Below are 20,065 nucleotides of genomic sequence, written 5' to 3' on the forward strand. Positions count from 1 at the left end.
CCGACTGACAGAGCCGGGCAAACAGACTTACAAGGGGCGGCAGGAGACGGTTGAGCGCAGTTTTGCGGATGCGAAGCAGCACCACGGTCATCGGTATGCCCGTTATCGGGGACTGGGCAAGGTGCAGATGCAGGGATTGCTGGCGGCAGCGTGTCAAAACATGAAGAAAATCGCGTTGGTGCAGAGCCGGAAGGGAAGCAAGGGCACTCACCCGCCCAATCCCCCGACAGACGGGCTTTTTGGCGCAATAAAGCGGTATCTAATGCCCTATCAGTGGCAAAGATGGCAACTATGCCGACTTTCTAGCGGATGATCAGCCCTCAGACCCAAAGCGAAAGAAGAACCCCCTTTTTTGAAAAAGAAGGGGGTTCTTCAGCAATCTGAATGCCGCGTCAGGACGCGGCATTGTTATTTCCAGTGGTCAGACCAACAAGGCTTAGACCGCCTGTTGCAAGATCACCGCATCGGCCTTCCTGGTGTAGGAGGCGATCTCGTTGAAGTTGAGGTAGCGGTAAGTGTCGGCCGCCGTGGCATCCAGGGTCTTGGCGTACTGCAGGTACTCCGCCACTGTCGGGATCTTGCCGAGGATGGCGGCAACCGCAGCCAGCTCCGCAGAGGCCAGATAGACGTTGGCACCCTTGCCCAGACGGTTCGGGAAGTTGCGGGTGGAGGTGGAAACCACGGAGGCCCCTTCCGCCACGCGCGCCTGGTTACCCATGCACAGGGAACAGCCAGGGATCTCGATGCGGGCACCGACCCGGCCGAAGATGCCGTAGTAGCCCTCTTCGGTCAGCTGATCCTTGTCCATCTTGGTGGGCGGGGCGATCCACATGCGGGTCGGCAGCTCGCCCTGGTACTTCTCGAGCAGTTTGCCGGCGGCGCGGAAGTGGCCGATGTTGGTCATGCAGGAACCGATGAAGACTTCATCGATCTGGCTGCCGGCCACGTCGCTGAGCAGGCGGGCGTCGTCCGGATCGTTCGGCGCACAGAGGATGGGCTCCTTGATGGTGGCCAGATCGATCTCGATGATTTCGGCGTACTCGGCATCCTTGTCCGCTTCCATCAGTACCGGATTGGCCAGCCACTCTTCCATCCCCCTGATGCGGCGGGTGATGGTGCGCACGTCGCCGTAGCCTTCGGAGAGCATCCATTTCAGCATGACGATGTTGGACTTCAGGTACTCGATGATGGGGGCCTGATCCAGCTTGATGGTGCAACCGGCGGCGGAGCGCTCGGCGCTGGCGTCCGCCAGCTCGAACGCTTGCTCTACCTTCAGGGTCGGCAGACCTTCGATCTCGAGGATGCGGCCGGAGAAGATGTTCTTCTTGCCCGCTTTCTCGACGGTCAGCAGCCCCTTCTGGATGGCGGCGTAGGGGATGGCATGAACCAGATCACGCAAGGTGATGCCAGGTTGCAGCTCGCCCTTGAAGCGCACCAGCACGGATTCCGGCATGTCCAGCGGCATCACGCCGGTGGCGGCGGCGAAGGCCACCAGACCGGAGCCCGCCGGGAAGGAGATACCGATGGGGAAACGGGTGTGAGAGTCACCGCCTGTACCCACGGTATCCGGCAGCAGCATGCGGTTCAGCCAGGAGTGGATGACGCCGTCACCGGGACGCAAGCTGACGCCACCGCGGTTCATGATGAAGTCCGGCAGGGTGTGGTGGGTCTGCACGTCGATGGGCTTGGGATAGGCCGCGGTGTGGCAGAAGGACTGCATGGTCAGATCCGCGGAGAAACCGAGGCAAGCCAAGTCTTTCAGCTCGTCGCGGGTCATGGGGCCGGTGGTGTCCTGGGAGCCGACCGTGGTCATGCGCGGCTCGCAGTAAGTGCCCGGGCGTATGCCCTGCACGCCGCACGCCTTGCCCACCATCTTCTGGGCCAGGGTGTAACCCTTGCCGGTGTCGGCCACAGGCTGCGGGCGACGGAACACGGTAGAGAACGGCAACCCCAGGGCCTCGCGGGCCTTGTCGGTCAGGCCGCGGCCGATGATCAGCGGAATGCGGCCACCGGCGCGCACTTCGTCGATCAGCACGTCGGTTTTCAGTTCAAAGCGGGCCAGCACCTCGTCGGTGCCGTGGCGGGTGATCTTGCCCTCATAAGGGAAGATGTCGATCACGTCGCCCATCTCCAGTTTGGAGACGTCCACTTCGATGGGCAGGGCGCCGGCATCTTCCATGGTGTTGAAGAAGATGGGGGCAATCTTGCCGCCCAGGCAAACGCCACCGGCGCGCTTGTTCGGCACGAACGGAATGTCGTCGCCCATGAACCAGAGTACTGAGTTGGTGGCGGATTTGCGGGAAGAGCCGGTACCGACCACGTCGCCGACGTAGGCCAGCGGGAAGCCGGTCTGCTTGAGCTCTTCGATGGCCTTGACCGGGCCGATGACGCCGTCCTTGTCCGGGGTGATGCCGGGGCGGGCGTTCTTCAGCATGGCCAGGGCATGGAGCGGAATGTCGGGACGGGACCAGGCATCCGGAGCCGGGGACAGGTCGTCGGTGTTGGTCTCGCCGGTCACCTTGAACACGGTGACGGTGATCTTCTCGGCCAGGGCGGGGCGGCTTAAGAACCACTCGGCATCGGCCCAGGATTGCAGCACCTGCTGGGCGTGGGCATTGCCCGCCTTCGCCTTCTCTTCCACGTCGTGGAAGGAGTCGAACATCAGCAGGGTGTGGGAGAGGCCCTTGGCGGCAAGAGGAGCCAGGGAGGCGTCGTCCAGCAGATCGATCAGCGGCTGGATGTTGTAGCCACCCTGCATGGTGCCGAGCAGCTCGACCGCTTCGGCCGCGGTCAGTATGGGTGAGTGGGCCTCGCCCTTGGCGACGGCGGTGAGGAAGCCGGCTTTGACATAGGCCGCTTCATCAACACCCGGGGGAACGCGGGAGGACAACAGTTCTTTCAGAAAATCATGTTCACCGGCGGGCGGGTTCTTGAGCAGTTCAACCAGGGCGGCGACCTGCTCTGCGTCCAGAGGTTTGGCAACTACGCCCTCGGCGGCACGTTCTGCGACGTGTTTACGGTATGTTTCAAGCACGACTAATTCCTCTTTGGTCTTTTTTTGGGGTTCGCCCAAGCTCGCGGCGATCGTCCTTGCGGGACACCCGTAGGGTGCCCCCCACTATATAAGTTTTAACGAGTAATTAAAATCCAAAGCCTGTGCAGTTATTCACCAAATCAGCATAACCATATAAACAGACTAGGTTTTTTTAAAATGACAAGAGACACAGCACAGACAAGTTAACAAAAAGTCAGCATTTCACCCTTATTGGAACGTAGTGCCCAATTGCAGATAGAACATGTCGTGTCCCCCCTCCGCCATGCCATAGCCGAGGAAGATGGGGCCGAGGAAGCTCTCCACCCCCACATAGACGGAGCCCGAGGTGTAGGAGGACTCCAGACTGATGTCGGCCCCCTTGTCCCAGACCCCGCCCTGCTCGAGGGATCCCCCGAGGAACAAGGGTGCCTTGATGGCGCCGAAGTCGTTGTCCGCCACCCGGTAGATGTAGCGCAGACCGCTGAACAGGCTGTAGCGGCCGCTCAGCTGGTAGTGCTGGAAGCCGGAGAGCCGGAACAGGCCGCCGAGGTCCTGCACGAACAGCGGCACCTCTTCCTCCGAGGAGGAGCCGCCCCCTTCCAGCATCAGGTTGAGGCTGTGCCGTCCCCATGACCAGGGCTTGATCATCGCCAGGTGGTAGTTGAGCCCCTCGGTGTTCTCCGTCGACTCGCCGGTTGGCTCTATCTGAATATGGGAGTAACCCCCCTTGATGTCCCAGTAGATCCCCGCGTAGGGGAAGTAGCGGCTGTCGAGGGTGTCGTGTTCGAAGCGAATGTAGGGTCCCCAGGCGGTGGCATCCGCGTTCGCGTCAGACAGGTTCTGGACATCGACATTGCCAATCTGGCCTTCCAGCCCCAGGGAGAGCCGGCTCCAGGGCTGGCGGTTCCAGCCGACGGCGAGATCCACGCTGGTGAAGCTGTACTCCGAGTCCAGGTAACGGACTCCGGACACCTGCACATCCTCCTCCGGGAAGAAGACCCGGCGCTGGGTCTTGTCATAGGCCAGGCTCGCCTCGCCATAGAAGGTCTGGGAGGGCTCGAGCGGCGTGTAGAAGTCGGTCTTGAGGTGCTTGGCGGTGCCGAGCGACGCCTCGGTCAGCCACTCGGCGCCCCAGTCGTTGACGTTGGTCAGGGTATAGGACATGCCGACGTTGTAGTTGGAGCTGCTCTCGAAGTCATCGGAGAAGCCGAGCTGGAAGTTGAGATAGCCAGGTCCCCAGTTCTTCTCGCTGGCATCCACCACCAGCACGTTCTCGCCGTCCCGCTCCTCCACCTCATAGGTGATGCGATCGAACGACTCCAGGGCGTAGAGGCGGCGGACCCCGGCCTCCAGGCTCTCATAGGTCTGCACCTTGTCCGGGCGTATCTTGAACATGGCCCGTACCGTCTCGTCGGAGAGGCGCGACTTGTTGAGGATCTCTACCTTGTCGATGTAGTAGGCTGGCTGCCCGCTGCGCTCGGCGCGGCGGCTCAGCTTCTTGTTGCGGTAATCCGCGTAAGCGTCGGGGGAGAGCGACAAGGCATCGAGCTGGGCAGAGGCGCGGTTGGCCACCGCCTCCCCCTGCGTGATCCCCTCGGGCATCAGGGCAAAGTCGGCGATCCCCATGTTGCCGAACTCAGGGCTGAGCAGCACATCCTTTGGCCCCAGCAGCGCCTTCTGCTTCTCGGTGCCGACCTGGGTCATGTAGGTGGTGAGCTGATCTATCATGGCCAGCCCGGATTTGAGCGACTCCCTGGTGCGCAGCTTGGCGCCTATGTCCACCGCGATCACCACGTCGGCTCCCATGGCCTTGGCCACGTCCACCGGCATGTTGTTGACGGTACCGCCGTCGGCCAGGATGTGCCCCTCCCACTCCACCGGCTTGAGGGCGCCGGGGATGGACATGGAGGCCTGCATCGCCTTGGCCAGGCTGCCACTGTCCAGCACGAAGGGAGTCACAGTCTCCATGTCGGTCGCGACCGCGCGGTAGGGAATGGGCAGATCGTCGAAGCTCTTCTGCGCCGGCAGGTTGGAGGTGGCATGGCGCAGCAGACTGGCCATGGATTGGCCCTGGAAGAAGCCGTCAGGCAACTGGGTGGCATCCCCGTTGACCCCGACGTCGGTGCGCAGCTGGTACTTCTCGCTCTGCTGCTTCTTGCGCAGGGAGAGCTCGTCACGACCGACCTTGTCCTGATAACCCTTGTTCCAGTCGATGGCGAGGGTCATCCGCTCCACCTCCTCGGCACTGAGCCCCATGGCGTACATGCCCGCCACGTAGGAGCCCATGCTGGTCCCCACCACGATGTCGACCGGGATGCGCTTCTCCTCCAGCACCTTGAGCACCCCGATATGGGCCGCCCCCTTGGCGCCGCCGCCGCTCAGCACCAGGGCTATCCTGGGTCGGTCAGCCTTGGCGCCACCGCCTCGCACCTGGGCGGCATCGCCGGCCTGCGCGGCCGCCATGAGCGGCAGGGTCGCCAGCAGAAGCATAAGCAGATGGGTCCATCCCCGATGAAAGATGCGCATATGAGTGTCCATTGATCCGTGCGAGTCGAGTGGGCAGTCCGCCGACATGAGTGCTGCCAACTATAAGTTCCAGAACTTTAACTGCAAGCGACCCTGCTGGCGAGATGTCATCACCCCCGGGGCCCCAGAGCCAGGGATGAACAGTGCCAATCCAGTCCCACCATGATGTGAGCGCAAACGTTAATCGGCAATAAACGCCACCACCGCCTCAAGAGCACGCCCGGTCAGCCGTTAATATGTACTCAACCTTAGGCCCACACTCCCGAGTCACCCTTATGTTCGCAAGCCTGACACTCAAACAGAAAATTCTGGCCACCGTCATCCTCGCCGTGGCTCTCTCCTGCCTGCTGGTGGGCTACTTCAGCCAGCGCTCGGCTCAGCAGCTGATCGAGACCCGCATGTTCGAACAGGAGCTGCCCAACCTCACCCAGCGCATCGGCAAGGAGATCGAGAAGGATCTCACCTCGGTCGCGAGTGCCGCCAGGCAGCTGGCCAATGACCGCTTCGTGCTGGACTGGGTGGCCCGCGGCATGCCCAAGGAGCAGGAGTCCATCCTCATCGACCAGCTCAAGGACATGACCAGCCAGTATGGTCTGGTCACCGCCTCCTTCGCCGATCGCCAGAGCGCCGCCTACTACAACCAGGACGGCTTCCTGCGCATCCTGAACCATGAGCAGGACAACTGGTTCTACGACTACACCAAGAGCAGGCAGGACCTGATGCTCAGCATCTTTCGCGAGAGCAATGGCGAGGTGAAGCTGTTCGTCAACTTCCAGCAGCTCGACGGGCGCGGCCTGGCCGGGCTCGCCAAGTCTCTCGACAGCATGGTCAGCATGCTCGCCAACTTCCGCATCGGCGACAGCGGCTTCGTCTTCATGACAGACGGAAGCGGCAAGGTGAAGCTGCACCCGGACGCCGCCCGCATCGACAGAGACAGCCTGAGTCAACTGGCTGGCCCGGGCGCAGGCGCGCTGATGACCAAGCAAGCGTTCGCCGCCACCCATGCCGAGATCGATGGCCAGCCCGTGGTGCTCGCCACCAGCTACATTCCCCTGCTCGACTGGTATCTGGTGGCCCAGGTACCGGAAGCCGAGATCTATGCCGAGCTGGACAAGGCGCGGCTGCACATAGTGCTGGTGAGCCTGCTCATCGCCGTCGGCATGGGGCTGCTCGGCGTGCTGCTGGCGGGCTCCGTCAGTCGCCCCCTCAACGAACTGGCTCGCCTGTTCCGGGAACTGGGCAGTGGTGACGGGGATCTGACCCAGCGCCTCAAGGTGGAAGGACGGGACGAACTGAGCCAGGTCGCCACCGGCTTCAACAACTTCGTCGCCAAGATCCATGGCTCCATCGAGCAGGTGGCGAGCAACTCCCGCCAGCTCGCCGCCACCGCCAACGAGGTGGCCGCCAAGGCCCAGCTGACCCAGCACAACTGTACCGCCCAGCGGGATCGCACCGTCCAGGTCGCCACCGCCATCCACGAGATGGGCGCCACCGTGAGCGAGATCGCCGGCAATGCGTCCCTGGCCGCCGATGTGGCCAGGCAGGCCAACGATCAGGCCGATGCGGGTGCGGTCGTGGTGGCGCAGGCCCGCCACGGCATCGTCGGTCTCTCGGGGGAGATCGAGCAGGTGGCTGGGGTCATAGAGTCACTGGCGAGCCAGACCGACTCCATCGGCAGCATACTCGACACCATCCGCAGCATCTCCGAGCAGACCAACCTGCTGGCGCTGAACGCCGCCATCGAGGCCGCCCGCGCCGGTGAACAGGGCCGCGGCTTCGCCGTGGTGGCCGACGAGGTGCGCAACCTCGCCAGCCGCTCCGCCGCCTCCACCGCCGAGATCCAGGGCATGATCAACCGCCTCCAGGAGCAGAGCGCCCGCGCCGTCAGCGCCATGGCCCAGGGCCGAAACCAGAGTCTGGAAGTGGTCACCCAGGCCGACGCCGCCAACGGGGCGCTCGGCCAGATCACCGCCCACATCACCCAGATCAGCGACATGAACATCCAGGTCGCCACCGCTACCGAGGAGCAGTCCAGCGTGGTGGGCGAGATCAATCGCAACGTGGAGGACATCAACCAGCTCACCATGGAAACAGCCGACATCGCCCACCAGTTGACCGAGTCCAGCCGCAGTCTGCAGCAGCTCTCCGGCGAGCTCGACAAGCTGGTCGGCAACTTCCGCCTGTAATCGTCCAGCGCTTCTTTCTGACCCATGAAAGGGCGCTGCGGCGCCCTTTGTCATAACCACGGCAAGCCGTGACGCACGGGCTTTGCGCCGCCTCCAACTGCCCTGCCACATGCCTCATAATCAGGAAAACGAGAGGAGGTGTTATGGGCAAGCTGGTAGTGATGATCATGCTGGGTGGGCTGCTCGCTGCCTGCAGCAGCGGGCCCGTGCGGGTGCACGGCGCCGATGTGAGCCTGGACGATACCCGGATCCGGGTCAGCGACGGGGATCGCGGGGGCTACGGCACCTTCTGTCCACCGGGACAGGCGAAGAAGGGGCGCTGCTGACCGGCCACCTGATCCTGGAAAAACAAAAAGCCGCTCCTGAGAGCGGCTTTTTCGTCTTGGCGAAGAGAAGAGACTTACTTCTTCTTCTTGGCCTTGGCGTTCGGCAGGTCGGTGATGGAGCCTTCGAACACTTCGGCTGCCAGGCCCACTGACTCGTGCAGAGTCGGGTGAGCGTGGATGGTCAGCGCCAGATCCTCGGCGTCGGCACCCATCTCGATGGCCAGACCGATCTCGCCCAGCAGCTCACCGCCGTTGGTACCAACGATGGCACCACCGATGACGCGGTTGCTGTCCTTGTCGAAGATCAGCTTGGTCATGCCGTCGGCGCAATCGGAGGCGATGGCGCGGCCGGACGCAGCCCAGGGGAAGGTGGCGACTTCGAAGTTCAGGCCCTGTTGCTTGGCTTCCTTCTCGGTCAGACCGACCCAGGCCATCTCAGGCTCTGTGTAGGCGATGGACGGGATCACTTTCGGGTCGAAGTAGTGCTTCTTGCCGGCGATGACTTCGGCCGCCACGTGGCCTTCGTGCACACCCTTGTGAGCCAGCATCGGCTGACCGACGATGTCGCCGATGGCGTGGATGTGAGCCACGTTGGTACGCAGCTGCTTGTCCACCTCGATGAAACCGCGCTCGTTGACGGCAACACCGGCTTTCTCGGCGTCCATCAGCTTGCCGTTCGGCACACGACCGACCGCGACCAGCACGTTGTCGTAGCGAACCGGCTCGGCCGGGGCGTGCTTGCCTTCGTAGGAGACGTACAGGCCGTCTTCACGGGCTTCAACTGCGGTGACCTTGGTCTCCAGCATGATGTTGAATTTCTTGGCAACGCGCTTGGTGTAGATCTTGACGATGTCTTTGTCCGCAGCCGGTACCAGCTGATCGGCAAATTCCACCACGTCGATCTCGGAACCCAGGGAGGAGTAAACGGTACCCATCTCCAGACCTATGATGCCACCGCCGATAACCAGCAGTTTGCCGGGAACGGTTTTCAGCTCCAGCGCATCGGTTGAATCCCAGACGCGGGGATCGTCGTGGGGGATGAAGGGCAGCTTCACCGGACGGGAACCGGCCGCGATGATGGCGTTGTCGAAGGTGACGGTGGTCTTGCCGTCGGCGCCTTCCACTTCGAGGGTGTTCGGGCCGGTGAACTTGCCGAAGCCGTTCACAACCTGGACTTTACGCATCTTGGCCATGCCGGCCAGACCGCCGGTCAGCTGGTTGATGACCTTCTCTTTCCACAGACGCACCTTGTCGATGTCGGTCTGCGGGGCACCGAAGACGATGCCGTGCTCGGCCAGCGCCTTGGCTTCTTCGATCACTTTGGCAACGTGCAGCAGCGCCTTGGACGGGATGCAGCCCACGTTCAGGCAGACGCCACCCAGGGTGGAGTAACGTTCGACGATAACGGTATCCAGACCCAGATCGGCGGCACGGAAAGCAGCGGAATAACCGGCAGGGCCAGCACCCAGTACTACGACCTGAGTTTTGATTTCTTTACTCATCATGACCTCTTTGTCGTTCTATATCCCCGGACAGCACAGTCTTATGCCAAAGAAGGCGGCTGCAGCCGTGAAAAAAACGGGGCAAGTTTATAATTTTGTTAATGAAATGAGAAGTGAAAAGGGCGAGCTCTGTGCTCGCCCTCTCATTTACATTTACAGAACCAGTCGACGAATGTCGGACAGCACACCACTCAGCGTGGTAATGAAGCGAGCACCGTCGGCGCCGTCGATGACGCGGTGGTCATAACTCAGGGCCAGCGGCAGCATCAGGCGCGGTTCGAACTCCTTGCCGTTCCACTTCGGTTTGAAGTCGGACTTGGAGACGCCCAGGATGGCCACTTCCGGCGCGTTGACGATCGGGGTGAAGCTGGTGCCACCGATACCGCCAAGGCTGGAGATGGTGAAGCAACCACCCTGCATGTCGGCAGCGGTCAGCTTGCCAGCACGGGCCTTCTTGGAGATCTCGGCCAGATCGCGGGACAGCTCATGGATGCCCTTCTTGTTGACGTCGCGAACGACCGGCACAACCAGGCCCCCCGGAGTGTCTACCGCCACACCGATGTGGATGTACTTCTTCATGATCAGCTTGGTGCCGTCTTCGGACAGGGCGCTGCAGAAGCGCGGGTGCGCTTCCAGGGCCTTGGCGGCCGCCTTCAGGATGAACACCAGCGGGGTGATCTTCACGTCCAGCTTCTGCTTCTCGGCCAGGATGTTCTGCTCTTTGCGGAACGCTTCCAGCTCTGTGGTATCGGCTTCGTCGAACTGGGTGACGTGGGGGATCATGGCCCAGTTGCGGTGCAGGGCAGGACCGGAGATCTTCTGGATCCGGGTCAGTTCCAGCTCTTCGACCGGACCGAACTTGCTGAAGTCTACCTTCGGCCACGGCAGCACGTTCATGCCATTACCATTACCGGTACCGGCAGCAGGAGCGGACTCGGCGCGCTTGACCGCATCCTTCACATAAGCCTGCACGTCTTCTTTGACGATGCGACCCTTGCGACCGGAAGCCTTCACCTTGGCCAGGTTGACGCCAAATTCACGGGCCAGACGACGCACGGCCGGGGAGGCGTGGACGTAGGCATCGTTGGCCACGAAGTCGGAAGAAGCGGCAGCCGGGGCAGCAGCCTGAGCAACCGGGGCGGCGGCAGGAGCGGCGGCAACGGGGGCAGCAGCTTGCGGAGCTGCGGCAGCAGCAGGGGCGGCACCCGCCACTTCGAATACCATGATCAGGGAACCGGTAGAGACCTTGTCACCGGCCTTGACCTTGATCTCTTTGACCACACCGGCGAACGGTGCAGGCACTTCCATGGAGGCCTTGTCACCTTCCACGGCGATCAGAGACTGGTCGGCTTCGACCTTGTCGCCCACGGCGACCATGATCTCGGTCACTTCGACTTCGTCACCGCCGATGTCCGGTACGTTGACCTCTTTGGCAGCAGCAACGGCAGGCGCAGCAGCCACGGGAGCGGCAGCAGGAGCCGGCGCGGCAACGGCAGCAGGCGCGGCACCAGCCACTTCGAAGACCATCACCAGGGAACCGGTGGAGACCTTGGCACCGGCGGCAACCTTGATCTCGACCACGCGGCCCGCGAACGGCGCCGGCACTTCCATGGAGGCCTTGTCACCTTCCACGGCGATGATGGACTGGTCGGCTTCAACCATGTCGCCCACGGCGACCATGATCTCGGTCACTTCGACTTCGTCGTCACCTATGTCAGGTACGTGCACGTCTTTGGCGGCTGCAGCAACAGGGGCAGCCGGTGCGGCGGCAACCGGAGCGGCAGCCTGAGCCGGAGCGGCGGCAGCAGCGCCTTCCGCTTCGAAGATCATGATCTGGGAACCGGTGGCAACCTTGTCGCCCACCTTGATCAGGATCTCTTTGACGATACCGGCGGCCGGGGCCGGGACTTCCATGGAGGCCTTGTCACCTTCCACGGCGATCAGGGACTGGTCGAGCTCGACCTTGTCACCCACGGCGACCATGATCTCGGTCACTTCAACTTCATCGGCACCGATATCCGGCACCATAATCTGTTTGGACATTGTGCTTTATCCTCTTACGCGTACGTTTATCGCGTTAACCTTGGCAAGAGCAGGTTCCGGCTCGTTGTTGCCGTCCGGACCCTGTTTATGTCCTCTTGCCCTTATGTCGCATTAACCTGGGCAAGGCCCTGTCCGGCACGCAAGTCCGGACAGGGCGCTCAATCCTCTTACGCGTACAGCGGGTTAACCTTGTCGGCATCGATGCCGTATTTGGCGATGGCGTCGGCCACAACCTGCTTGTCGATCTCGCCGCGCTTGGCCAGTTCGGTCAGGGCAGCAACGACGACATAGAACTCGTTCACTTCGAAGTGACGACGCAGGTTGGCACGGCTGTCGGAACGGCCGTAACCGTCGGTACCCAGTACACGGTAGTTCTCGGTCGGCACGAAGGCACGCACCTGCTCGGCGAAGGACTTCATGTAGTCGGTCGCGGCGATAGTGGCTTCGGAACCCAGCACCGAGGTGATGTAGGGTACGCGGGCGGCGGCGGTCGGGTGCAGCATGTTCCAGCGATCGGCGTCCTGACCGTCACGAGCCAGCTCGTTGAAGGAGGTCACGCTGAACACGTCGGAACCCACGCCGTACTCGTTTGCCAGGATCTGGGCGGCGGTGCGGACGTGGCCCAGGATGGAGCCACAACCCAGCAGCTGTACCTTGGCCTTGTTACCGGCCACGGATTCCAGCTTGTAGATACCCTTGCGGATGCCTTCCTCGGCGCCTTCCGGCATGGCCGGCATGGCATAGTTCTCGTTGAGGGTGGTGATGTAGTAGAAGACGTTCTCCGGCTTCTCACCGTACATGCGACGCAGGCCGTCCTGCACGATCACCGCCACTTCATAGGCGTAGGACGGATCGTAGGAGATGCAGTTCGGGATGGTGCCGGCCAGGATGTGGCTGTGACCATCTTCGTGCTGCAGACCTTCGCCGTTGAGGGTGGTACGACCGGAGGTCGCGCCCAGCAGGAAGCCACGGGCTTGCTGGTCACCGGCTGCCCACGCCATGTCGCCGATCCGCTGGAAGCCGAACATGGAGTAGTAGATGTAGAACGGGATCATCGGGCAGTCGTTGGTGCTGTAAGAGGTCGCAGCAGCCAGCCAGGAGGACATGGCGCCCAGCTCGTTGATACCGTCTTGCAGAACCTGACCCTGCTTGTCTTCCTTGTAGTAGGAGACGATGTCGCGGTCTTGCGGGGTGTATTGCTGACCGTGCGGGCTGTAGATCCCGATCTGGCGGAACAGACCTTCCATACCGAAGGTACGGGCTTCGTCGGCCAGGATCGGCACGATGCGCTTGCCGATGGACTTGTCTTTCAGCAGCACGTTCAGGGAACGCACGAACGCCATGGTGGTGGAGATCTCGCGCGCCTGCTCACCCAGCAGCGGGCCGAAGGCATCCAGCGCCGGGATTTCCAGCTTGGTGGTGCTCTCGCGCAGACGGGTCGGTACATAACCCTTCAGCGCGGCACGGCGGGCGTGCAGGTACTTGTGCTCTTCGGTACCCTCTTCGATCTTCAGGTACGGCAACTCTTCCAGCTGCTCGTCGGTGACCGGCAGGCTGAAACGATCGCGCAGGTGACGCACAGAGCCCAGATCCATCTTCTTGACTTGGTGAGCGATGTTCTTGCCTTCGGCCGCTTCGCCCATGCCATAACCCTTGATGGTCTTGGCCAGGATGACGGTCGGCTTGCCCTTGGTCGCTGCGGCCTTGGAGAAGGCGGCGAACAGTTTACGGGGGTCGTGACCACCGCGGTTCAGGGCGAAGATCTCCTCGTCGGTCATGTCTTTGACCAGGGCGGCGGTTTCCGGGTAACGGTTGAAGAACTGCTCACGGACGTAGGCGCCGTCGCGGGACTTCATGGTCTGATAGTCGCCATCCACGGTTTCGTTCATCAGCTGGATCAGCTTGCCTGAAGTGTCTTTCTTCAGCAGCTCATCCCACTTGCGACCCCAGATGACCTTGGTGACATCCCAGCCGGCGCCTGCGAACAGACCTTCCAGCTCGTTGATGACCTTGCCGTTGCCGACAACAGGACCGTCCAGACGCTGCAGGTTGCAGTTGACCACGAACACCAGGTTGTCGAGCTTTTCACGCACGGCAACGGTCAGGGCACCCTTGGCTTCCGGCTCGTCCATCTCGCCGTCACCCAGGAAGGCGTACACGGTCTGCTCGGAGCAATCCTTGATGCCACGGTCGGTCAGGTACTTCAGGAAGCGAGCCTGATAGATGGCGGCGATGGGGCCCAGACCCATGGAAACGGTCGGGAACTGCCAGAAGTCCGGCATCAGTTTCGGGTGCGGGTAGGAAGGAATGCCCTTGCCATCCACTTCCTGACGGAAGTTGTCCAGCTGCTCTTCAGTCAGACGCCCTTCGGCGAAGGCACGGGCGTAGATGCCCGGGGAGATGTGACCCTGGAAGTAGACCAGATCGCCACCGTCCTTCTCGCTGCGAGCGCGGAAGAAGTGGTTGTAGCAGACTTCATAGATGGTCGCGGAAGAGGCGAAGGAAGACATGTGACCGCCGAGGTCCAGGTCTTTCTTGGAAGCGCGCAGCACTATCATCATGGCATTCCAGCGGATGATGGCGCGGATGCGGCGTTCCATCTCCAGGTCGCCCGGGTAAGCCGGTTCGTCGCTGGCAGGAATGGTGTTGATGTAGTCGCGATTCGCCTTTTCAGCCACGTCAACACCGCTAACGCGTGCCTTCTCAGTAAGCTGTTCAAGGATGAACTGAGCGCGTTGCGGACCCTCTTCACGCAGCAGGGATTCCAGAGAGGCAAGCCACTCCAGCGTTTCTATCGGGTCCACATCGTTCTTCAGGATATCAGACATGGCTGGTTCCTATTTTGTTGTGATTGCACGGCATTGCACGGCGAAGGGCGCAAGCATTCGACAATAAAGCCTTGTGGGATTAGTTTTCCTGCTGACGGATCCGACGCATGGATCGCTGGATCCGGCTGTCTTCCCTCTGCATATCCAACAAGGTGTCCTCGATAAAGGCCAGGTGCTCATGACAAGCAGCCCTGGCCCGCTCCGGAGCCCCCGACAGGATAGCCTCGATCAGATGCGCACGATGGCGACGGATCTTGGCTACCACTCCCGGACGGCGATTCAAAATCTCGTTATTTCGTAAAATGTTCTGTTCGAGCATGGGGCCCATGGCCCGCAGCAGGTGCAGCAGCACCACGTTGTGGGACGCCTCCGCCACCGCCAGATAGAACTGGGTGACGGCGGTCGACTCGACCACCAGCGACCCCTGCTGACCCGCCTCTTCGATGGCGGATTGCGCCAGGCGTATCCGCTCGAAGTCGGCCTCAGTCCCCCGCAGCGCGGCATAGTAGGCGCAGATGCCTTCCAGCGCGTGACGAAACTCCAGCAGGTCATACTGGGCTTCCGGGTGGGTACTGAGCAGTTCGAACAGGGGATCGGCGATCCCCTTGCTCAAGGCATTCTGCACATAGGTGCCACCGCCCTGACGGCGATACAAGAGTCCCCTCGCTTCCAGGCGCTGGATGGCTTCACGCAGGGAAGGCCGCGACACCTGAAACTGGATGGCAAGCTCCCGCTCGGGGGGCAACTTCTGCCCCGGCTGCAGGCTGCCTTCCAGAATCATGCTTTCCAGCTCGGCGACGATGGCGTCGGCCAGCTTGGGCTGAGTTATCTTGATATAGGGCATGAGGCTACTTTGTTAAATTGGTATTACCAATTCTATGATTGGGGCGAAAATTAGCAGAGGGCTTGGAAAAAGTCCACCCAAAATATGATCTGCATCAAGAACAATGCTTGCCACTTTAGGGGTAAAAAAGCGAAATCATGATATAGCTCATAGAAAATGGTCTGACCAATATTTATGAGCTTGCTCACAGATAACATTTGGCCAACAGCATGAAAAATGGCTCACCAAAAAAGGCAAGCCATTGATTTTAAAAACACAAACTAATGTTTGGATTTTTTACTCAAAGTTGAGCATTCCGCGATAGCGCTGCCATTCGAAACTGGTACCGGGATCCGTCTTGCGGCCCGGTGCTATGTCGCAATGGCCGACGATGCGTGATGCCGTCACCTCGGGATACTGACCAGAAATGGCCCGACTGAGGCCCGCCAGCACCTCATACTGTGCATCGCTGTAGGGCTGCTCGTCGGTTCCTTCCAGCTCGATGCCGATGGAGAAGTCGTTGCACGCCTCCCGCCCCTCCCAGCTCGATACCCCCGCATGCCAGGCTCGCGCAGTGAATGGCACATACTGCACCAGTTCGCCATCGCGGCGGATCAGGCAGTGGGCAGAGACCCGCAGCTGATGAATACCGGCAAAGTAAGGGTGAGCGTCGGGATCGAGGCGACCGAGAAACAGATCGTCTATCCAGGGGCCGCCAAATTCTCCCGGCGGCAGGCTGATGCCGTGTATCACCAACAAGGAGATGTCGTCCGGACCGATCCGTTCATTGTGATGAGGCGAAGGCACCTTGCGGGCCTGTTCACACCACCCAACTGGATCGATGGAAAAAATGGTTGTGGGTTCAGTCATCGTCTACTCGACTCACAATGGGGAGAGGGACGCCATGGACTGTGCCAGCCGCCGCAATAAACTGGAAACAAGCCTCTGAATCCATGGGTAAAGCTGTGTTAGGCTGAGCCATCACCTGCAAGGCACTGGACCCCATATGCACCCGATGGCGCGCCGTCTCTGGCTACTGGCCTGGCTCTCACTGCTGGGTCTGCTCACCCTTTACTTCTACTCCAGCGCCAAACCAAGCGTGACCGCCAGCGGCGAGCTGCTGCTCAAGGCCGATGCCAGTGGCCACTATCGTCTGGAGGGTGCCATCAACGACCAGCCGGTGCAACTGCTGCTGGACACGGGGGCCACCCGGGTGACCATACCGAGTCAGGTGGCATCACGCCTCGGCCTCGTCGCCACCGGCCGCAGCCTGGTCAATACGGCGGCGGGTCAGATCCAGGTCGAGACCGGCCGGATCGAAAGCCTGGCGATGGGCCCACTGACCCTGTACGATTTGTCCGTCTTTATCAATCCGGCTGCCGACGGGGAGGAGATCCTGGTGGGCATGAATGCCCTGGGCCGGCTGGAATTACGTCAGAAAGACAGGCAGTTGCTTCTCAGACCCTTGCAGGAATAAGGCATGTTACAACAGGACATCAGCCGCGCCGTGCGCGCCGCACTACTCGAAGACTTGGGCGATGCCCTCACCGCACTGGATCAACCGGATGCCAGCGCCGATATCACAGCCCAGTTGATCCCGGCGGATCGCATCTCGACGGCGCGCGTCATCACCCGCGAGGCCGGCGTATTCTGCGGTCAGCCCTGGGTCGACGAGGTGTTTGCCCAGCTCGGCGGCGAGGTCAAGGTGGAGTGGAAGGTGCAGGATGGCGAGCGCCTCTCCCCCAATCAGGAGCTGTTCCGCCTCCATGGCCCGGCCCGGGTGCTGCTGACCGGCGAGCGCAATGCCCTGAACTTCGTGCAGACCCTCTCCGGGGTCGCCACCCTGACCGCCCGTTACGTGGCCGAGCTGGAGGGGACAGAGTGTCGCCTGCTCGATACCCGCAAGACCCTGCCCGGCCTGCGCAGCGCCCAGAAATATGCCGTCACCTGCGGCGGCGGCAAGAATCATCGCATCGGGCTCTATGACGCCTACCTCATCAAGGAGAACCACATCCTCGCCTGCGGCGGCATAAGCGAAGCCATCACAGAAGCGCGCCGCCTCAACCCGGGCAAACCGGTGGAAGTGGAGGTGGAGTCCCTGGCAGAGCTGGAGCAGGCGCTGAGCGCCCGAGCCGACATAGTGATGCTGGACAACTTCGACGTGCCCATGATGAAGGAGGCCGTTCGCCTCAATCAGGGGCGCGCCAGGCTGGAGGTCTCCGGCAACGTCACTCTGGAGACGCTGGCCGACTATGCAGCCACCGGCGTCGACTTTATCTCGGTGGGAGCCCTGACCAAGCACGTACGGGCGCTAGACCTCTCGATGCGCTTCATCGAAAGCTGAGCGAGCAGAACGAGTCCACCCAGCCCCAAAATATTACAGGGCTCGAAACTTGCAAAAGGCGCCATCGGCGCCTTTTCTATATGCAGGATCCCACGACATAAGGAGTGTGAAGATGGGCCCTCCCGCCTCATGACAAGTGCCAATAGAAGCCATTTAATCTTTGATTTTTCTACACATTTCACTAAATGACATAAAAATGGCTAACAAGGTACCCACCTCTGTTGCCAACCCGAAGCGCTCGGATAAGATACCAACGTGGATAGAATTCCACCGGTGCTTATCAGGAAACATGGACAAAAGGATATTTGACATGAAAAGACAGTCAGGGTTTACGCTAATCGAATTGATGATAGTCGTTGCGATCGTCGCCATTCTGGCCGCTATCGCCCTGCCGGCTTATCAGAACTATACCAATAAGGCTCGCTTCACACAGGCAATCTCATCAGCTGGTGGAATCAAGACTGAGGCGGAAGTTTGCTTCCAGACAACAGGGGCATTTGGCTGCCCTGCTCTGCTTGCCAGTGCTGCTGCACCAACTGGGGTTGCTCTAACAATCACTGGGGCTTCGAGCAGTGCAACAAGCCTGACGATTCAAAGTAGCATGACAAACCCATCAGGAGCATACCAACTTGTAGCAGCTACTTCTGGTGGTGCAGTTACCTGGACCGCTACCTGCAGCCCAACCACTCTTTGTAATTAATGACCTCCTCACTCAATAGCGGCCTGGCCACCAGCCTGGCCGCCTCTTCCCTCCTCAGTGAGCCGGACTCACAGCGCTATCTGAGCCAGGCCAGGGCGCAGCGCAAGCCCTTTGTCACCTTCCTGATTGAAAACGACATACTCGACAGCAAGGCGCTCGCGGATTTCTGCGAGCTGGAATATGGGGTACCTCTGCTGGATCTTGCCGCCTTCGATCTCTCCGAGATCCCGCAGAAGTACCTCAATCAGAAGCTGATTGAGAAGCACCATGTGCTGCCCATCTATACCCAGGGCCACACCCTCTATATCGCCATGTCGGACCCGACCAATGTGTCGGCCCTGGAGGATTTCGGCTTCAGCTTCGGCCTGCACACGGAAGCCTTGCTGGTTGAGGAGAGCAAGCTGACCGCCGCCCTCGGCAAGCTGATGGACACCGAGCAGGACACCCTGGGCATGGATCACATCGACGAGGCGGAGATCTCGGAGCTCGAAGTGTCCGATGAAGGTTCACGCCTCGACGAGAGCGTCAACACCGCAGACGATGACGCCCCCATCGTCAAATACATCCATAAAATCATGATGGATGCCATCAAGCGTGGCGCATCCGACCTGCATTTCGAACCCTATGAGACCAAGTACAGGATCCGCTTCCGGATCGACGGCATACTGCACGAAATCGCCACTCCGCCAGTCAATCTGGCGAACCGTTTCGCGGCCCGTCTCAAGGTGATGGCGAGGCTCGATATCGCCGAGCGACGCCTGCCCCAGGATGGACGGATCAAGCTGAAGATCTCCCGCAACAGATCCATGGACATGCGGGTCAATACCCTGCCCACCATGTGGGGAGAGAAGATCGTCATCCGCTTGCTGGACTCGTCGGCCGCCCGCCTCAACCTCGATCAGCTCGGCTTCGACGACCGCCAGAAGGTGCAATACCTGCATGCCCTCTCCAAGCCACAGGGCATGATACTGGTCACCGGGCCCACGGGGTCAGGCAAGACGGTGTCGCTCTATACCGGTCTCAACATCCTCAATACCAGCGAGGTCAACATCTCCACCGCCGAGGATCCGGTGGAGATCAACCTGCCCGGCGTCAACCAGGTGCAGATCAACCCCAAGGCGGGGCTCACCTTCGCCAGCGCCCTGCGCTCCTTCCTGCGCCAGGATCCCGACATCGTCATGGTGGGCGAGATCCGCGATCTGGAAACCGCCGAGATTGCCATCAAGGCCGCCCAGACCGGTCACCTGGTGCTGTCGACCCTGCACACCAACTCGGCGGCCGAGACCCTGACCCGGATGATGAACATGGGGGTGCCGGCCTTCAACATCGCCTCCTCGGTGACCCTGATCATGGCCCAGCGTCTCGCCCGCAAGCTGTGCGATCACTGCAAGGCCCCCGAGGTGGTGCCCGACGCCGAATTGCAGGAGCTGGGCTTTACCCAGCAGCAACTGGCTGCCGGACTGCGGCTGTTCAAGCCGGTCGGCTGCAAGGAGTGTTCGGGAGGATACAGAGGCCGGGTCGGCATCTATGAGATCATGCTGATGTCGGACAACATCGCCAAGCTGATCATGCAGGGAGCGAACTCGCTGCAAATCGCAGCCATCGCCCAGAAGGAGGGCATGCGCACGCTACGCATCTCCGGCCTGGAGAAGGCCCGCCTGGGTGTCACCAGCCTGGCCGAGATCAACAGGATCACGACCAACTGATATAGAAAGTGTTTCAGTCATCAAGCCGGGTGAAGCCCATGTAGTCA

Annotated in this window: 14 protein-coding genes; 7 read left to right on the top strand and 7 right to left on the bottom strand. The window is 61.1% G+C overall.

The window, feature by feature from the left end; translation table 11 throughout:
- The coding region (locus ACB030_RS11890) for a transposase (RefSeq protein WP_371159991.1) at positions 1 to 313 on the top strand (313 nt) is incomplete at its 5' end.
- A 123-nt stretch (positions 314 to 436) separates the two neighbouring features.
- On the opposite strand, the gene acnB is transcribed toward ACB030_RS11890, so the two are convergent.
- Complete coding sequence (gene acnB / locus ACB030_RS11895) at positions 437 to 3,034, bottom strand: bifunctional aconitate hydratase 2/2-methylisocitrate dehydratase (protein ID WP_371159993.1); 2,598 nt, start codon at positions 3,032 to 3,034, stop codon at positions 437 to 439.
- Positions 3,035 to 3,262: 228 nt separating this feature from the next.
- Complete coding sequence (locus tag ACB030_RS11900) at positions 3,263 to 5,560, bottom strand: patatin-like phospholipase family protein (RefSeq protein ID WP_371159995.1); 2,298 nt, start codon at positions 5,558 to 5,560, stop codon at positions 3,263 to 3,265.
- Between the two features lie 275 nt (positions 5,561 to 5,835).
- Between ACB030_RS11900 and ACB030_RS11905 the strand changes: the two genes are divergently transcribed.
- A complete protein-coding gene (locus ACB030_RS11905; RefSeq protein WP_371159997.1) occupies positions 5,836 to 7,746 on the top strand; it encodes a methyl-accepting chemotaxis protein in 1,911 nt (636 codons plus the stop codon).
- A gap of 143 nt (positions 7,747 to 7,889) precedes the next feature.
- Positions 7,890 to 8,072: a hypothetical protein gene (locus ACB030_RS11910; protein WP_371159999.1), complete on the top strand. Its 183-nt coding sequence runs from the start codon at positions 7,890 to 7,892 to the stop codon at positions 8,070 to 8,072.
- Between the two features lie 74 nt (positions 8,073 to 8,146).
- Here ACB030_RS11910 and lpdA read toward each other — a convergent pair whose 3' ends face one another.
- The 5 genes from lpdA to ampD form a co-directional block, all read right to left on the bottom strand.
- The gene (gene lpdA / locus ACB030_RS11915) at positions 8,147 to 9,574 is read right to left on the bottom strand and encodes a dihydrolipoyl dehydrogenase (protein ID WP_371160000.1); all 1,428 of its coding nucleotides are present in this window, start codon (positions 9,572 to 9,574) and stop codon (positions 8,147 to 8,149) included.
- Positions 9,575 to 9,727: 153 nt separating this feature from the next.
- Positions 9,728 to 11,617 carry a pyruvate dehydrogenase complex dihydrolipoyllysine-residue acetyltransferase gene (gene aceF / locus ACB030_RS11920; RefSeq protein ID WP_371160002.1) on the bottom strand — a complete coding sequence of 630 codons (1,890 nt, stop codon included), beginning with the start codon at positions 11,615 to 11,617 and terminating at the stop codon, positions 9,728 to 9,730.
- A 167-nt stretch (positions 11,618 to 11,784) separates the two neighbouring features.
- Positions 11,785 to 14,445 (bottom strand): pyruvate dehydrogenase (acetyl-transferring), homodimeric type, encoded by a 2,661-nt coding sequence (aceE, locus tag ACB030_RS11925; protein WP_371160004.1) that lies wholly within the window; start codon positions 14,443 to 14,445, stop codon positions 11,785 to 11,787.
- A 79-nt stretch (positions 14,446 to 14,524) separates the two neighbouring features.
- A complete protein-coding gene (gene pdhR, locus ACB030_RS11930; protein WP_371160006.1) occupies positions 14,525 to 15,289 on the bottom strand; it encodes a pyruvate dehydrogenase complex transcriptional repressor PdhR in 765 nt (254 codons plus the stop codon).
- Between the two features lie 276 nt (positions 15,290 to 15,565).
- A complete protein-coding gene (gene ampD, locus ACB030_RS11935) occupies positions 15,566 to 16,138 on the bottom strand; it encodes a 1,6-anhydro-N-acetylmuramyl-L-alanine amidase AmpD (protein ID WP_371160008.1) in 573 nt (190 codons plus the stop codon).
- Between the two features lie 136 nt (positions 16,139 to 16,274).
- Between ampD and ACB030_RS11940 the strand changes: the two genes are divergently transcribed.
- From ACB030_RS11940 to tapB, 4 genes are all read left to right on the top strand, one after another.
- Complete coding sequence (locus ACB030_RS11940) at positions 16,275 to 16,745, top strand: TIGR02281 family clan AA aspartic protease (RefSeq protein WP_111911112.1); 471 nt, start codon at positions 16,275 to 16,277, stop codon at positions 16,743 to 16,745.
- 3 nt (positions 16,746 to 16,748) lie between these two features.
- Positions 16,749 to 17,612, top strand: a complete 864-nt coding sequence (gene nadC, locus ACB030_RS11945; protein ID WP_371160011.1) for a carboxylating nicotinate-nucleotide diphosphorylase — start codon at positions 16,749 to 16,751, stop codon at positions 17,610 to 17,612.
- A 196-nt stretch (positions 17,613 to 17,808) separates the two neighbouring features.
- Entirely contained in the window at positions 17,809 to 18,312 is a 504-nt protein-coding gene (locus tag ACB030_RS11950; protein WP_371160013.1) for a prepilin-type N-terminal cleavage/methylation domain-containing protein, read from the top strand.
- A complete protein-coding gene (tapB, locus tag ACB030_RS11955; RefSeq protein ID WP_371160015.1) occupies positions 18,312 to 20,018 on the top strand; it encodes a PilB family type IVa pilus assembly ATPase TapB in 1,707 nt (568 codons plus the stop codon). The genes ACB030_RS11950 and tapB overlap by 1 nt, the downstream gene beginning before the upstream one ends.
- The last annotated feature ends 47 nt before the right edge of the window (positions 20,019 to 20,065 follow it).

Source organism: Aeromonas sp. S16(2024) (assembly GCF_041403065.1).
Taxonomy (GTDB): domain Bacteria; phylum Pseudomonadota; class Gammaproteobacteria; order Enterobacterales; family Aeromonadaceae; genus Aeromonas.

Bases quoted from the DNA above. Each gene is read 5' to 3' on its own strand.
- ACB030_RS11900 (WP_371159995.1), bottom strand. From the start codon at position 5,560: ATGCGCATCTTTCATCGGGGATGGACCCATCTGCTTATGCTTCTGCTG.
- ACB030_RS11905 (WP_371159997.1), top strand. From the start codon at position 5,836: ATGTTCGCAAGCCTGACACTCAAACAGAAAATTCTGGCCACCGTCATC.
- ACB030_RS11910 (WP_371159999.1), top strand. From the start codon at position 7,890: ATGGGCAAGCTGGTAGTGATGATCATGCTGGGTGGGCTGCTCGCTGCC.
- lpdA (WP_371160000.1), bottom strand. From the start codon at position 9,574: ATGAGTAAAGAAATCAAAACTCAGGTCGTAGTACTGGGTGCTGGCCCT.
- aceF (WP_371160002.1), bottom strand. From the start codon at position 11,617: ATGTCCAAACAGATTATGGTGCCGGATATCGGTGCCGATGAAGTTGAA.
- aceE (WP_371160004.1), bottom strand. From the start codon at position 14,445: ATGTCTGATATCCTGAAGAACGATGTGGACCCGATAGAAACGCTGGAG.
- pdhR (WP_371160006.1), bottom strand. From the start codon at position 15,289: ATGCCCTATATCAAGATAACTCAGCCCAAGCTGGCCGACGCCATCGTC.
- ampD (WP_371160008.1), bottom strand. From the start codon at position 16,138: ATGACTGAACCCACAACCATTTTTTCCATCGATCCAGTTGGGTGGTGT.
- ACB030_RS11940 (WP_111911112.1), top strand. From the start codon at position 16,275: ATGCACCCGATGGCGCGCCGTCTCTGGCTACTGGCCTGGCTCTCACTG.
- nadC (WP_371160011.1), top strand. From the start codon at position 16,749: ATGTTACAACAGGACATCAGCCGCGCCGTGCGCGCCGCACTACTCGAA.
- ACB030_RS11950 (WP_371160013.1), top strand. From the start codon at position 17,809: ATGGCTAACAAGGTACCCACCTCTGTTGCCAACCCGAAGCGCTCGGAT.
- tapB (WP_371160015.1), top strand. From the start codon at position 18,312: ATGACCTCCTCACTCAATAGCGGCCTGGCCACCAGCCTGGCCGCCTCT.